At 55.3% G+C, this 14,552-nt stretch carries 12 protein-coding genes; 2 read left to right on the forward strand and 10 right to left on the reverse strand.

Going from position 1 to position 14,552, the window contains the following annotated elements; all coding sequences use genetic code 11:
- Positions 1-174 precede the first annotated feature (174 nt).
- The 4 genes from mukB to cmoM are packed head-to-tail and all read right to left on the reverse strand — an operon-like array spanning position 175 to position 7,436.
- Entirely contained in the window at positions 175-4,626 is a 4,452-nt protein-coding gene (gene mukB, locus H5P17_RS04395; RefSeq protein ID WP_182821493.1) for a chromosome partition protein MukB, read from the reverse strand.
- Positions 4,623-5,351, reverse strand: coding sequence for a chromosome partition protein MukE (gene mukE / locus H5P17_RS04400; protein ID WP_044549558.1), 729 nt, complete (start codon positions 5,349-5,351; stop codon positions 4,623-4,625). Before mukE ends, mukB begins: the two co-directional genes overlap by 4 nt.
- Positions 5,332-6,654 carry a chromosome partition protein MukF gene (mukF, locus tag H5P17_RS04405; RefSeq protein ID WP_020826143.1) on the reverse strand — a complete coding sequence of 441 codons (1,323 nt, stop codon included), beginning with the start codon at positions 6,652-6,654 and terminating at the stop codon, positions 5,332-5,334. Before mukF ends, mukE begins: the two co-directional genes overlap by 20 nt.
- Positions 6,651-7,436 carry a tRNA uridine 5-oxyacetic acid(34) methyltransferase CmoM gene (cmoM, locus tag H5P17_RS04410; protein WP_044549554.1) on the reverse strand — a complete coding sequence of 262 codons (786 nt, stop codon included), beginning with the start codon at positions 7,434-7,436 and terminating at the stop codon, positions 6,651-6,653. Before cmoM ends, mukF begins: the two co-directional genes overlap by 4 nt.
- Positions 7,437-7,587: 151 nt before the next feature.
- On the opposite strand from cmoM, the gene elyC reads away from it, so the two are divergent.
- Complete coding sequence (gene elyC / locus H5P17_RS04415) at positions 7,588-8,361, forward strand: envelope biogenesis factor ElyC (protein ID WP_044549551.1); 774 nt, start codon at positions 7,588-7,590, stop codon at positions 8,359-8,361.
- A 6-nt stretch (positions 8,362-8,367) separates the two neighbouring features.
- Here the strand turns inward: elyC and H5P17_RS04420 are convergent, their stop codons facing one another.
- The 6 genes from H5P17_RS04420 to H5P17_RS04445 all read right to left on the reverse strand — a co-directional run bounded on the left by H5P17_RS04420 (position 8,368) and on the right by H5P17_RS04445 (position 12,618).
- Positions 8,368-9,264 (reverse strand): YcbJ family phosphotransferase, encoded by an 897-nt coding sequence (locus H5P17_RS04420; protein ID WP_182821495.1) that lies wholly within the window; start codon positions 9,262-9,264, stop codon positions 8,368-8,370.
- Positions 9,265-9,413: 149 nt separating this feature from the next.
- The gene (gene kdsB / locus H5P17_RS04425; RefSeq protein WP_020826139.1) at positions 9,414-10,163 is read right to left on the reverse strand and encodes a 3-deoxy-manno-octulosonate cytidylyltransferase; all 750 of its coding nucleotides are present in this window, start codon (positions 10,161-10,163) and stop codon (positions 9,414-9,416) included.
- Positions 10,160-10,342, reverse strand: a complete 183-nt coding sequence (locus H5P17_RS04430; protein WP_006320791.1) for a Trm112 family protein — start codon at positions 10,340-10,342, stop codon at positions 10,160-10,162. Before H5P17_RS04430 ends, kdsB begins: the two co-directional genes overlap by 4 nt.
- A gap of 288 nt (positions 10,343-10,630) precedes the next feature.
- Positions 10,631-11,857 (reverse strand): winged helix-turn-helix domain-containing protein, encoded by a 1,227-nt coding sequence (locus tag H5P17_RS04435; RefSeq protein ID WP_182821496.1) that lies wholly within the window; start codon positions 11,855-11,857, stop codon positions 10,631-10,633.
- A gap of 109 nt (positions 11,858-11,966) precedes the next feature.
- On the reverse strand, positions 11,967-12,188 hold the full coding sequence (locus H5P17_RS04440) for a cold-shock protein (protein WP_006320799.1): 222 nt from the start codon (positions 12,186-12,188) through the stop codon (positions 11,967-11,969).
- 220 nt (positions 12,189-12,408) lie between these two features.
- On the reverse strand, positions 12,409-12,618 hold the full coding sequence (locus H5P17_RS04445; RefSeq protein WP_020826136.1) for a cold-shock protein: 210 nt from the start codon (positions 12,616-12,618) through the stop codon (positions 12,409-12,411).
- A 527-nt stretch (positions 12,619-13,145) separates the two neighbouring features.
- On the opposite strand from H5P17_RS04445, the gene H5P17_RS04450 reads away from it, so the two are divergent.
- Positions 13,146-14,552 (forward strand): VOC family protein, encoded by a 1,407-nt coding sequence (locus H5P17_RS04450; RefSeq protein ID WP_182821498.1) that lies wholly within the window; start codon positions 13,146-13,148, stop codon positions 14,550-14,552.

A 14,552-nucleotide genomic window follows, 5' to 3' on the forward strand; every position in this document is an offset into this window, starting at 1 on the left:
AGTTTCAGTATACGAACAGAAAAGCCATTTTGCCCTTTGGCACTAATGAATAACTGTAATTCATTAAGCTACCCGTTTAAAAGCGGATAAAAAAGCAGGACTATCATCCATGCGTACAAAAAAATAGCCACCCCAGGGCGGCTATTTTCAGATTATTAGCGGGCTTTTCTGCGCTTATGGCGTTTCAGCCGCGGCGACACCCAGTGCCGCAGGCGGTTCGTTAGCGAAACCGCGCAGCCCCACAACGTGTACGTGTTCGTGGTTCTGGAACACCTTACGCACCAGCTTATACGTGGTCCCTTTTTCCGGGCTGATGTTTTCCGGTGCGGCGATGATCAGCTGCATTTCCAGACGGTCGCACAGCTCGAACAGGGTCGCGATGGATTTGGCATCCAGTCGCGCCGCTTCGTCGAGGAACAACAGACGGCATGGGGAGATATCTTTACCGCGCAGGCGGCGAGACTCTTCTTCCCAACTCTGTACCACCATCACCAGAATCGACATCCCGGTACCGATCGCTTCACCGGTAGACAACGCGCCGCTCTCGGCACGCAGCCAGCCGTCGGAGCCGCGGAATACTTCCACTTCCAGCTCCAGATAGTTACGGTAATCCAGCAGTTCTTCACCAATGGTCTGCGGCGTGCGCTGGCCCATATCAATCTGCGGATTCAGGCGCTGGTAAAGCTTGGCCAGCGCTTCCGAGAAGGTCAGGCGGTTGCTGTTAAACAGATCCTGATGCTGTTCCTGCTGCTCAGAGAGCACGTCCAACAGGGTCGCATGCGCTTCACGCACGTTGACGTTCAATCGCACGCTTTTCACCTGGCCGAAGGAAACCGCCTGCAGCCCCTGGTTGAGCATGCGGATACGGTTCTGTTCGCGCTGGATGGTTTTGCGAATGATGTTCGCCACGCTCTTGGAACTGATCGCCAGCTTCTGCTCACGGGCGGTCAGTTCTTCGGTCAGACGGCCCAGCTCGATTTCCATCTGTTCGATAGCTTCGACCGGGTCATCGGTACGAATGATGTCCTGGCGAATTCGCTCGCGCAGATGCTGGTACACCGCGATATAGAACTGGATCTTGCGTTCAGGACGCTTAGGATCCTCCGACAGGCGCAGCACGTCGCGCAGGTGTTCGTTGTCCGACACCGCCAGACGCAGCGCACCGAGCGCCTTATCCGACATCGAGCGCAGCTCGTCGCCGTCCATATAGGCCAGTTCGCGACGGTGCAGACGACGTTCAACCCCATTGTCTTTCACCATGCGCATCACTGCGCACCAGCCCGCCTTGGCGGTCACTACCTGCTCACGCAACTGATGGTAGTCACGCTCAAGCTTACGCAGTTTCTTCTGCAAGCTATCCATTTCCGCTTCGCAGAAGGTCAGCTGTTTTTCCAACTGGTTACGGCGCGCGCGGTTGTTGCTCAGACCGGCGTGCAGTTCATCACGGCGTGCACGGGCACGAGCTTCAGCATTGGCATCCGCCTGTACGCCGATGTCCACCAGCTCCTGGCTCAGTTCCTTCAGCATATCGCGCTTGGCGTCATACGAGCTTTTCAGCGACGCCAGTACCTGGCTGTACTGAGTAAACTGGGTCTGGTACTGACGTAACTGCTCGCGAGCACGGGTACGTTCCGCTTCCGCATGTTCAAGACGTTGGCGCAGCTTGTCGTTCAAATCGTTGTTGGCGTTTTGCATGCCGGCAGAGTCGGTATAACCGAAGTGCGCGCGACGCTGCACCACTTCGATCAAGGCAAAGGCCTGCTGTTTAGCCTGACGCTGTACGCTCTGCGCCTGAATGTAATCCTGCTGTAACTGCTCATGCTGCTGCGGATCGCTTTGCAGCACCGACAGCAGCGGCTCCAGCTTGGTCAGGGAAACGCCGTGCTGCTGAATGTGACGCGCGGCATCCTGCGCCTCTTCCAGCTCTTCACGGATCTCTTCCACGCGATCTTGCAGTGTTTCATCGTTTAACAATGAAACCAGCGGCATCAGCCGGTTCAGTGCGGAGATGCCCTCTTTCGCCTGATCGTATTGCTGACGTTGCTGTTGATTTTGCGCTTCATGATTGTTCAGCGCGCGCTCAACTTCCCCACGTCGAGAAGTAAGGGTACGAATTTCCGCTTCCGGATCGGCGTCAAACGCCACCGCCAGATGGGAACCGATGAAACGGCTGAAGGCCTGATGCGAACGCTGGGTCTTTTGCACGTCGAATGACAGCGTGGCGTAACGCTCGGCCAGCGTTTCACGTTCGGCGTGCAGCACTTCCAGGCGGTTTTCGCGGGCGGCGCGACCAAACAGCGGTACTTCCGGATAACGGGAGTAACGCCATTGACGATCGGCGGTTTTCACCAACACCGCACGGTCTTGCTCTTCAACGGCGAACACGCTGTCATCGAACGACTGCGGATCCCCTTCGATCAGATAGAGATCTTCCGGGCAGTCTTCCAACCCTTCAAGCATCTCGCGCACCAGCGACAGATCCGGCACCACGATCGCGTGACGCGACGGGCCATACAATGCGGAGAAGTAAGGCGCATCGTCGATGGTGACGTCGTCATAAATTTCGGAGAGCAGCACGCCGCCAAAACGTTCGGCCAGCGTAACCAGGCGTTGATCTTCGGCACCGCCCGGCTGGCTTAGGCGTTCGATCTGCGCTTCAACCGCACGCTTGCTGGCAGCCACTTCGTCGCGCTCAACGGTGGTTTCGCGTTCGCGCTCCAGCAACTGCTGCATGTACTCAGTCACCTGCTGGCTGCTTTCCAGCGGTTCACCGCTCTGCTCGCTGAGTTGGCTCAGGGCATCCTGCGCCGCTAACCAGACAGGGGCACGGGTGGTGAGCTCACGAATGCGTTGCTGAATTTGCTCCAGTTCCTGGCGCATTTCCATCCGGCGTTCGCCGGCCTCGCTGACGCTTTGCGACAGCGACTCCAGACGCTCTTCCAGCTCTTGTTGCAGAGCATCGAGTTCGTCCGGCTGATACTGCTGACCATGGCGCTTGCAAAACTCCTGCAGCAGACGCTCGGCATCCTGCTGGGAGCGCAGGCGCTGCTCCAGCTCGCTCAGGCGCATGCGCAATGGCTGCACGCGTTCGGCAAGGTGTTGCTGCGATGGCCAGTCGCGCAGCAATTCGCGCGCGCACTGCCAGGCTTCGCTGCGGCTGACCTGGCCGGCAATTTTCCCCACCAGCTGATAAGCCTGTTCAAATTGACCGTGCGCGGCGTCGGCCACGCTCAGTTTCTGCTCGAGCATCAGCAGGGCTTCCGTCGCCTCTTGCTCGCGCGCCTGGAAAGTATCCAGCCACTGTTCGGCATTTTCGGCGGTCAGCTCCGGCAGTTGGCACAGTGCGCGAGCACGCTCCAATGCCTGCAACGCCTGCTGATATTGGATGGCGCGGGTCTGCTGCACGTCCAGCGCCTGCTGGTAGTCGGCGAGTTGGCTTTTCAGCTCATCCACTTCCAGTTCCGCCGCCTCGGCACGCGCTTCGTTTTCGGCCTGCTGTTCGCTGGCCTCCGCCACCACTTCGTTCTGTTCTTCCAGACGGTAGGTCAACTCTTCCAGATCGCCTTCATAGCGCTCGATCTTTTCCTGCTGACGCATCGCCGTTTGCACCAGGTTAAGGTGATCGCTGGCGGCCTGATAATCGGTTTCCAGATCGGACTCTGCCCCACTCTGTTCCGCCAGTTCGCGCGCCATTTCCACATGGCGATACTGCTCAGCAGCCAGCTGTTTGCGGCTGCCCAACAGATCGCTACGCAGTGCCAGCGCGCCGTCCAGATGAATGCGCCGCTCATTGGCATGGCGCATATAGTCCGCCGCCACGTAGGAAGTGGCTTCTGAAATCAGGTGCTTGAAAAGGTCGCGATCGGTTTGGGTCACGCGGATCGCTTCCAGCGTCATGCGGTTTTCACGCAGCGCCGCTTCCATGTCCTGGAAGGCCTTGCGCACGCCGCTGTTTTCCGGCAACAGGTAGTCGCGCAATGAGCGGGTGATGGCGCTGGAAATACCGCCGTACAGCGAAGCTTCGATCAGGCGGTAGAACTTGCTGCGATCGGACGATGAACGCAAGCGTTTCGGGATCACGCCCAGATCGAACATTAATGAGTGGTAGTCGGTGATGGAGTTGAACTGCTTGAACTGCACGCCCTCCATCTCTTCAACGCGCTCTTTCAACTCCTGCAGTGACAGCACGCGCGCCTGGCGCTCGCCCACCGTTTGGGTCAAAAGTTCGGTCGGCTGTACCGCCGTTGGCAGGCCCTGGATGGTGAATGGCTTGATGTCCACTTTACGGTCACGGCCGGCCACCTGCTGCAGGCGCACCCCCACCACGACACGCTGGTGACGTGAGTTGATCACATCGAGAGTGGAATAACACACCCCGGCACGCAGCTTACCGTGCAGGCCCTTGTCGCGCGAGCCGCTGGTGGCGCCGGCTTCGGTGGTGTTACGAAAGTGCAACAGCGTCAAGTCGGGGATAAGCGCAGTGACGAAAGCCGCCATGGTGGTGGATTTCCCTGCCCCGTTACCGCCGGACAGCGTGGTCACCAACTCATCGAGATCAAAGGTGCGGGCGAAGAAGCCGTTCCAGTTGACCAGCGTCAGCGAGCGAAATTTACCGCGTTCAATCATTCCTGTTCATCCTCTGCACTGTCCGGTGTGTTATCAAGCTGCGAATCTTCAGCATCGCTTTCATCATTCAGCGACAGGCTGTTTTCAACCGGCATCGCTTCGCCGTCACGGATCATACGTAACTGTGCTTCACGCGGATCGTCACCGCTGCGCACATCGGCGCCAAAGCGGAACACCGCCTCGGTGATACGGAACTTGCTGCTGTCATTGCCCATGAAGTAGATCATGCCCAGACGACGCAGGCGGTTCAGTGAAGTGCGCACTTTTTCGTGCAGCTTCTGGCGATCGAGATCCGAACCGGTAGAGCGCTGATTAACGAACTTCAGCAATTTGGTTTCGTCCGCCAGGCTAAGCAACTCGTCGTACAGTTCCTGATGGCTGAAAATCCCCTCGTGCGCCAGACGCTCCGGGCTGAGGTAGAGATAGCACAGGATTTTCCCCACCATCATGTCCAGTTCGGATAACACCGAACGTGGGATCAGGGTGGTAGAGCGCGGACGAAGATAGAAGAATCCTTCCGGGGCGCGGATCAGCTCCACGCTGTAACGGGCGTAAAACTCTTCCAGTTCATCCTGGAAATCCATTAAGAAGGCGTGGTTGTCCAGCTCATCGATACCGATGTGACGACCCGCACGCAGGTGGCTGTCCAGCGCAGGGAACAATGCGTTAGACAATGCCTTGGCCAGCTTGACTGGCATTACTTGTTCAATATTTGTCGATGACATGGGCCTGGACCTTGGCTCCGTAATCATTGATTGCCTGCCATTGTGCCGGCAACCCTGAAAAATCTGCTTCAGCCACACCGAGGCGCACTGCCTGGTCGACCACTATACGTGCCACGTCGAAATGACGAGCACGCGGATATTGCGCCAGATAATCGCGCATCACCGCCCCTAAATTGAGCGGCATCTGTTGCTCTTGATAAATCTTCAATGCCTGTTCGATCATGGCCGCCAGTTGCTCACGGATTTCGCTGAACTCTTCGAACTCCAGATCCGGCGGCAGCTCTCCGGTCACTTCCTCGCTGCGCAGCGCCAGTTCTTCGTCACGCATATCCAGCAGACGGTCGGCATTGGCATGGGTCAGTGTCCATGGGTTGTCGAAATAGTTCTGTACCGACTGGCGCAAACGCTGGGCGAACACCCGGTTCTTGTCCATGTCGATCGCGGTACGGATAAATTTGTGCACGTGGCGGTCGTAGCCAATCCACAGGTCGATTGCCTGCTGGCCCCAACTGATGATGCGGTCGAGCTTGCTTTGCAAGTCGAACACCAGCTTATCGACAAAGCCCAGTTCCGCACCGCCCAGCGTAGCATCCTGAATGCGCAGCAGGTTGGCCTGCAGCTTGTCGCCTGCCGCTTCCAGCGTATCCTGCAGTTCACGCAGGGTGCCTGAAGTTTCGGACAGCAGCATCTCACAGCTGGAAATGGCCGCCCGCCAGTCCTGATTCAGCAACGCGGCGATGTCATCTTTTACGCCCTGCTGCTGTTCATCCATCACCCGTTGGGTCATGTCAATGCTGTCGAAGATTTCCGCTACCGAATATTTCAGCGGGGCAAACACGTTGCGGTGCCAGTGGAAATCATCACCGCCCTCTTCGGCGGCGTCGGCGGCGCGTTTCAGCTCCTGCGCCACGATCGACAGCTGCATCGACAGACGCAGCGTGGAGAATTCGCGCTGACGAATATAGTAATCGGTAATGCCGATCCCCAGCGGCGTCAAACGGTAAATTGCATTACCGTCCGCCAGTTCGCTGGTGAAGCGGTTTAACAGGCGCTGGCGCACCATGTCGTTAATCGCATTGTTGGCGCGGACCGCCACCGTTTCATGCGTCTGTTCGAAACCCTTGCTGACATGGCGAAATGCATCAACCAGCTCACCTTCGCTCATCTCGCCGTCCAGCCGCTCGCCGTTCAATGTGGCAATAGCAAGCAAAAACGCGAGACGCTCCGTAGGGAGCGAAATAGAGAAATCATTTTTCCGTGCCCAGGCGACCAGTTCGGGTACTGTCTGGGAAAATTCACTCATAGTTCGTCCTTCAGGTTTGGTTTATGCGCCATGACGTGAATATAGCGCCCCAAACTCACGTACGGCTCCTGCCGGCAATAGTGCTGTTCAAGCGCCAGTAACTCTTCAAATTTTTGCGTCTGTAACTGTCTGCTCTGCAGGTAATCGTGGAACACCCGCACGCCGGTTTTCCCGCTGATGCGCATGCCCAATTGTTCCAGCCAGCCGTATACCTGCGGCGGGCTGTGCGGATATTGCGGTGACAACGAACGCTTTCTGCGTCTTCTGACCTCGGGATTCACCAGTTGGAAATTACCCAACACCACGTTACGCATCAAGAGGCCATTGGCGTTAAAGAACATCAATGACAGTGCGCCGCCCGGTCGCAGGCAGTCGAACAACGCCCGCAATGCCGCTTCTGGTTCGGCAATCCATTCAAGCACAGCATGAAACAATACCAGATCAACCGGCTGTTCCAAATGTTGGCCAATATCCTGTGCTGAACTTTGTATGAATTGCATGTTCTGGCTCACACCTTTCTGCTCAGCCAGTAACGCGGCGCGTTGGATCATCTCACCAGAAAGATCGCACAACAACACCTGATGTCCTAATTCTGCCAATTGGCAGGCCATATGGCCTTCGCCGCCGCCGGCATCCAGAATGCGCAGCGGCCGCTGCGGCAACTGGGCCAACAGCGTGGTCAGATCCTGCCAGACTACCGCCTGACGAATTTTCCCTTTGGTGGTGCCGTAAATATTACGCGCAAACTTTTCAGCAATATCGTCAAAATTGCGATCCTGCATGGACAACGGCTCCGCTGATCTTATTCTGTTGGGGGCAAAGCGCCAGCCCATTCAAACCTGCTATTTTGGCACAGACTGGCTTAGAATGAATCTTCTTGCGGCCTGAATGTGCCCGGATGTCGTTTTTTCGCCCAAAAGGACCTGATTTTTGATGCTGTTTAACCTGAAAAAGTTCATTGGCGCCATTTTAATGCCGTTACCTGCGCTGCTGCTGTTAATGGGACTGGCGCTGTTGTTGCTGTGGTTCACCCGTTGGCAAAAAAGCGGCAGGGTCATTTTGACGTTGAGCTGGCTGTTTTTACTGCTTTTCAGCCTGCAGCCGGTGGCCGACAGGCTGCTGCGCCCAATCGAATCGGAGTATGTCACCTATCGCGGCACTGACCCGGTAAAGTATATCGTGGTGCTGGGGGGCGGTTATACCTTTAATCCCGATTGGGCCCCCAGTTCCAATCTGATCGGCAACAGCCTGCCGCGCGTCACGGAAGGCGTACGCCTGTATCTCACGCATCCCGGGGCGAAAATGGTGTTCACCGGCGCCGGAGGCCCGAATACTCTGAGTAACGCGGCGACGGCGGCGAAGGTAGCGGAAAGCCTGGGAGTGCCAGGCAGCGACATGGTGCTGCTGGATCGCCCGATGGATACCGAGCAAGAGGCGTTGCAGGTGTCGAAACTGGTTGGGCAGCAGCCCTTTATTCTGGTGACCTCGGCTAACCATTTACCAAGGGCGATGCGCTTTTTTGAAGCCAAAGGGCTGCACCCCATCCCGGCGCCAGCCAATCAGTTGGCCATCAGTTCACGCCTGAATATCTGGGATCGCGTGGTGCCGTCGGCGATGTTCCTTGGCCACAGCGAACGCGCCTGGTATGAAACGCTCGGCAGCCTGTGGCAATGGCTGAAAGGTGCCGATGACGTTTCTGTCGACTGAATAGCGTTAACCGGCAAGCCAGGGCAGCAGCTGTTTGGATGCATAATCAAACGGTTGCCGATCCAGCTTGCCGGTATGAATCAACCGCCCCACCGCCTCCCACACCACATACAACCAGCGCCGCACTAGGAAAGATTCCGCTACCGGCGCACGTTGCAAATAATAAAACAGCAGCTGACTGGGCATGCCCGCTTCACACAGCCTGAAAAGCTCATATTCCCGCGGCGCCCACAGCATCATTCCAGGGTTCAACATCGCCAGTAATTGATCGCTTTTGGGATCTTTTAACATGCTGCGTAACGACAAGTTGCCGTGCACCAGCACGCAGGGATCGTCGAATCCGACAAAGAAATGGGTCAATGCTTCACGTGTGCGATACAGCAAGCGACGATCGGCCATCGTCAACAGCGTCGAATTGAGGTTGCCGATCGTCGACCACAGCACCTCAACCCGCTGTTGATACCAACAGAACCAGTCGTTTTCCTGAGTGCTGTCGACCGTGCCGACGCAACCGTGACTGTCGATACGGTGCCAGGCCAACACGCCGTCGACCACCTGCTCCATCAACGAATTCCAGCGATCCGGCGTGCGCGTCGGCGCTTCTGCGGATACGCCCCGCAAACGCTCTATCAGCAAGATCTCTTTATAGGGTGACTGCTGGGTATAGACCACGCCATACACCGTCGGCAAACGAATATCGCCTTCGCGCGCCAGCATCGACAACTTATAAGCCTCCTGCTGGGCAATCCCCTGGCAGACAAAGCTTTTCGCCATCAGCGGAATAGCATGCCCCTGTTGGTCGTACAGTGAATACATGTGCGCATAAGGCTGCTCGCTGACGCGTTCCAGTCGGCTGATAGACTCACCCAGCACAATACTCAGTTCAGCGCGTAACTGCTCCATAAAGAAATAGCCTCAAGAGATAGGAAGAGACGCAACTATCATCGAACGCTAAGCGGATAAATTCTTCAACGCAGATCAACAAAATGGGGATATAAGAAGGGAAATAATAATGCCGCCGGCGCGCCGTGTGGCGCACCGGCGTTCAATGATCAGCTTTTCATGCTGTCACGGACACGCTGCAAGTCTTCCGGCGTATCAACCCCCACGCTCGGCATTGCCTTGGCAACCGCCACGTGGATTTTTTCGCCGTACCACAGCACCCGCAACTGCTCCAGCAGCTCAATTTGTTCCAGCTGGCTTGGCGCCCAGGTGACATAACGGCGTACAAAGCCGGCGCGATAGGCGTAAATACCGATATGCCGCAACAGGCTGTCGCCGATGCTCTCTTTGGATTGCGCGAAACGTTCACGATCCCACGGAATGGTGGCGCGTGAGAAGTAGAGCGCATAGCCCTGCGCATCCATCACCACCTTGACCGCATTGGGGTTGAAAGCTTCTTCCGCGCTGTCAATCGGCACCGCCAGAGTAGCCATGCCGGCCTGGCTTCCCGCCAGGTTTTCAGCCACCTGCCGCACAATGACCGGAGGAATAAGAGGTTCATCACCCTGGACGTTAACGATGATTTCGTCATCATTAAAGCCATAATGCTCAATCACCTCAGCCAAACGCTCAGTACCGGAATTATGATCGGCCCGCGTCATGCAAACCTCACCGCCAGCCGCTTTAACCGCCTCAGCCACCGCAGGATGGTCGGTCGCTACAATGACGCGGCTGGCGCCGGACTCGCGCGCACGTTCCATGACGTGCACCACCATCGGCTTACCGTGAATATCGGCCAGCGGTTTGCCAGGCAAACGGGTAGAAGCATAACGAGCTGGAATAATAGCGATGAAACTCATGCGTGTTTCTCATCCAATGACAGCGCCCGTGCCTCATTTTCCAGCAGAACCGGGATGCCATCACGCAGCGGGTAGGCCAGGCCATCCACTTTGCACACCAGTTCCTGATTTTCTTTATTGAAATAGAGCTTACCGTTGCAGACCGGACAGGCAACGATTTCGAGTAAACGGTGGTCCATGCATCCTCCAGGATGGAGATCTTACGTAAGGAAAGTGGGTGAGGATAGCATAACGCTATGCGTCAGGTTAATCACCGGCTGCCTTGCCATCGCGTTTTAATCCGCTGCAGGGATTGAACTGGCTGCGGCGCAGGCGTAGAATTTTGTGATTCAGATCACAAAAAGACATTTAACATGATCAAGCGTATTCACAAGATCATCGCCCTGTTTGCCAACTTCAGCAACTGAGGCCCCCCTTGTAACGAGCGGCGCTGGAATTCGTTTTACCCACGCCAACAACGCCGTTCGTTATTCCACATCCCAACCCTCGCCCCATAGGGTAGCCAGCGCTGCCGGAACATCCCCCAGAATGACCTGGTTCGCGCCGTGCCATTTTGCACTGCGGGTGATGGCTTGCCGAATATCCTGCGTGCGCTGTGTACCAAAGCGAACTTTGGTTTGCGGATGAAAACTGATGATTTCAAAGATCCCCTGCCGGCGATGCATTTTTGCATCAATGCGACCAATCAGTTCACCCCGGTGCAGTACAGGCAGCGTGAAATACCCATACTGTCGCTTTTCTCTCGGCGTGTAGCATTCCAGACGATAATCAAAATCGAACAACTCCAGCGCACGGCGACGATCCCAAACCACCGGGTCGAAAGGAGAAAGCAAAGTGGTTACGCTTGATTTCAGCTTACCTTGCTCCGCCAGGTGCAGTTCTTCGGCCAGCGAATGGTGTACGTAAAACTCCCCGTCCAATCCGTCGATCAACACCGGCAGCACTTCCCCCTGCTGCTGTAACCCGGCCAGGAGTGCCTTCGGAGCCACTCGCTTCAGTCGGTAGTAATCGGCCAGCCATTCAGCCTTGAATATCCCAAGGAAGCGACAGGTGCGCGTCAGCATCTCATGCCGCGCATGATCGGCCGCCAACACGTGCCTGCTATCATCCCAATGGGGCATTAGCCTTTCCGTTAGATCATAAACGCGGTGGAAATTGCGTCGCTCGGCCACCATAAGTTTGCCGGCGGTAAACAGGATCTCAAGATGCCGCTTTTCCGGTTTCCAATCCCACCAACCGCTGTTCCCCTTCTTCTCGGCGCTAAAATCAGCCGAACGTACCGGCCCGCAGGCTTCTATATGTTGCAGCAATGCGTCGATTGCCGTGCGGTGTTCCTGCATCCACTCTTCGGAATACTTCCAGCCCATGCCCTGAGGCTGCAGCATGCGATGACGCAGCAGGCCAAAATCTTCGATGGGTAAAAAGCAGGCTTCATGTGCCCAGTACTCAAACAGCCGGCGGCCAGCCAGTGCCTGTTCCAGCCATTCGGGCTGATAATCGCCCAAGCGGCTGAACAGCACCAGATAAGGGCTGCGCGCGACAACGCTGATGGTATCGATTTGCAGGAGACCCATACGCTGAATGGCGGCAACCACATCGTCGGGCTTGGCTTTACGTTTTATCGGGGTTAACAGCCCCTGTGCGGCAAGGTGGAGCGCACGGGCGGCAGTAAGAGAAATAACCGGGGTGTTCATCCTGATATCCGAAGTGATTGAACAATCGCTTGATAATAGTGGATATCGGGGAATTTATCTTCGCCAGTGCTTGGGGTGGCGGCACCGGCACTGGCGAGGAAGGGGTGGGTCAGAACGCGATAACGTCTGCCGCTGACAGCCCGTGGGAGCTGCGATAGATCGAGAACTCAACGTTCTGACCTTCGTTCAATGATTTATTTTTAGTATTGGCGATAGAACGACGGCTTACATAAATTTCGTCGCTACCGTCTACCGGTGAAATAAAACCATAGCCTGCTGCTTGATCAAACCATTTCACACGGCCCATTTGTAACACAGTATTTTTAAACATAACTTATATCCTTTTACTTGAGCATCCTTAACAACGTCATTTTTATTATTGTTGGACGCTACCAGCCCATCCTAAAGTTTTTCGTAACAAACCTCTCGTGAGCAAAAAATAAAAAACCCGCACTATGGCGGGCTTGTTGAACTTAATATCTTCCGCAATGAATCAGCATTAACGCATCATCATGGTTGTATTAAGATCGTTTACGTTATTCCCTGTTTACTTACAGAGCAACAACGTTGGCGGCAGCCGGCCCGCGCGGGCTGTCCTGGATGGTATACTCAACACGCTGGCCTTCAGCCAGAGTTTTGAAACCGTCGGTCGCGATTGCAGAGAAATGTACGAATACATCTTTTCCACCGTCGTTCTGTTCAATAAAACCAAAACCTTTGCTTTCGTTGAACCACTTCACCTGACCAGTCTTCTTAGACATTACACATTTACCTTTTAAATATATATACAAAACCTGCCATAAGGCAATTTAGGCCGTTTTTAGAAACATTACTTATGGGAGGTACTTAGAAGGTTCGTCTTTGAAGCGGAATCAGATGATAACGTTTTTGGAGGAACTGCTTAACTCTATACTCGAACATAAATAGGTCTGAATCACAGGCCGGATTGCATTTACTCATAAATCTGTCTTTTGCACAAGGGGTTTATTTCCTTATTTTTATCTTTCCTGAGATTTTGTTTTTATGTCTATGATTATGCGTGAATTAATTTATCTTTTTTTATGTAAAACTCTTGGCATTGTTGCCTTCTGGACGGCCAGTTCTCTCGCTATTCTCGGTTCAAATGAGAGCTAACGCATAAAAATCTAATATGCTTGCCCAAGCTATAACAAAACCCAATCGACATGGCTAAACTTGAGGTGAAAACAAGGCGGATGGCCTTTCGGTCAGCACTTTTGCCGTCAAAAACAATATTTTTCAGATTATACTGAATCAAGGAGCTATGCGCATGACCGCCCAGCAGTTCATCTCACCGAATGAAATCCGCGCCAGATTCTCCCACGCCATGTCAGAGATGTACCAAAAAGAGGTCCCTCTGTACGGTGATTTGCTCGAACTGGTGGCGGAAACCAACCGACAGGTTCTGCGCGAAGATGCCGCATTGGCTCATCAACTACAAATTACCGGCGAAATCGAACGGCTGGCCATGGAGCGCCACGGGGCTATCCGGGTGGGCACTGCGCAAGAATTGGCGACCCTGCGGCGGTTGTTTAACGTTATGGGTATGTCGCCGGTCGGTTATTATGATCTGGCAGTAGCAGGCGTTCCGGTCCACTCCACCGCGTTTCGTGCGGTGCATGAAGACGCGTTGCAAATCAGCCCCTTTCGGGTCTTCACCTCACTATTGCGGTTAGAGCTGATTGATAACCCTGAACTGCGCCAGCTGGCACAACAGCTGCTGGCGCGCCGCAAGATCTTTACCGAACGAGCGCTGGAACTGATCGTGTTGCAAGAAGCCCAGGGGGGGCTGGACGAGAGTCAAGCGGATGAATTTGTCGAGCAAGCGCTGGAAACCTTCCGTTGGCACAGCCGGGCGACGGTCAGCGCAGCCGAATATAAGCAGTTACACGACCAGCACCGTTTGATTGCTGACGTGGTCGCGTTCAAAGGCCCGCACATCAACCATCTGACGCCGCGCACCCTTAATATCGACCTGGTTCAACAGGCCATGCCTGGCCGGGGCATTACCCCCAAAGCGGTGATTGAAGGGCCACCGCCGCGTCGTCGCCCTATCCTGCTGCGCCAAACCAGCTTTAAAGCGCTGGAGGAAAACGTCGATTTCGTTGAGCATGACGGCAGCGCCGTTCACGGGCACCATACTGCCCGCTTCGGCGAAATAGAACAGCGCGGCGTTGCGCTGACGACGAAAGGCCGCGCACTCTACGATCGTCTGCTGCAGGCGACCAACGATGCACTGCAGGCACCACCCAACGAGAAAAACGCAGACCGCTACAATCAACTGCTGGCGCAAAATTTTCAGGCGTTTCCGGATGATTATGCCACCCTGCGTGAGCAGAAATTGGCCTGGTTCCGCTATTTTCCGACCGAGTGCGGGCTGGCAGCCAAAGACTCATTGGATCAGCACAGCACGCTGGAACAGTTGATCGCCAAGGAATATATCCGCTTCCAGCCATTGGTGTATGAAGATTTCTTGCCGGTCAGCGCCGCCGGTATTTTCCAGTCGAATCTCGGCGATACCAGCCATGCGCAATACAACGCGACATCAAGCAAAACAGCATTTGAACTGGCTTTGGGATCAGAGGTGATCGATGAACTATCGCTGTATCAGCAAACACAGCAACGCTCGATAGACGCCTGCGCGCAAGCTTTGGGGCTGCACGCGCTGGCGGTTTGA

Source organism: Serratia sp. OS31, assembly GCF_014164835.1.
In the GTDB taxonomy this organism is placed as follows: Bacteria; Pseudomonadota; Gammaproteobacteria; order Enterobacterales; family Enterobacteriaceae; genus Serratia; species Serratia liquefaciens_A.

Coding starts and splice junctions, on each gene's coding strand:
- mukB (WP_182821493.1), bottom strand. CDS start 4,626: ATGATTGAACGCGGTAAATTTCGCTCGCTGACGCTGGTCAACTGGAAC.
- mukE (WP_044549558.1), bottom strand. CDS start 5,351: ATGTCATCGACAAATATTGAACAAGTAATGCCAGTCAAGCTGGCCAAG.
- mukF (WP_020826143.1), bottom strand. CDS start 6,654: ATGAGTGAATTTTCCCAGACAGTACCCGAACTGGTCGCCTGGGCACGG.
- cmoM (WP_044549554.1), bottom strand. CDS start 7,436: ATGCAGGATCGCAATTTTGACGATATTGCTGAAAAGTTTGCGCGTAAT.
- elyC (WP_044549551.1), top strand. CDS start 7,588: ATGCTGTTTAACCTGAAAAAGTTCATTGGCGCCATTTTAATGCCGTTA.
- H5P17_RS04420 (WP_182821495.1), bottom strand. CDS start 9,264: ATGGAGCAGTTACGCGCTGAACTGAGTATTGTGCTGGGTGAGTCTATC.
- kdsB (WP_020826139.1), bottom strand. CDS start 10,163: ATGAGTTTCATCGCTATTATTCCAGCTCGTTATGCTTCTACCCGTTTG.
- H5P17_RS04430 (WP_006320791.1), bottom strand. CDS start 10,342: ATGGACCACCGTTTACTCGAAATCGTTGCCTGTCCGGTCTGCAACGGT.
- H5P17_RS04435 (WP_182821496.1), bottom strand. CDS start 11,857: ATGAACACCCCGGTTATTTCTCTTACTGCCGCCCGTGCGCTCCACCTT.
- H5P17_RS04440 (WP_006320799.1), bottom strand. CDS start 12,188: ATGTTTAAAAATACTGTGTTACAAATGGGCCGTGTGAAATGGTTTGAT.
- H5P17_RS04445 (WP_020826136.1), bottom strand. CDS start 12,618: ATGTCTAAGAAGACTGGTCAGGTGAAGTGGTTCAACGAAAGCAAAGGT.
- H5P17_RS04450 (WP_182821498.1), top strand. CDS start 13,146: ATGACCGCCCAGCAGTTCATCTCACCGAATGAAATCCGCGCCAGATTC.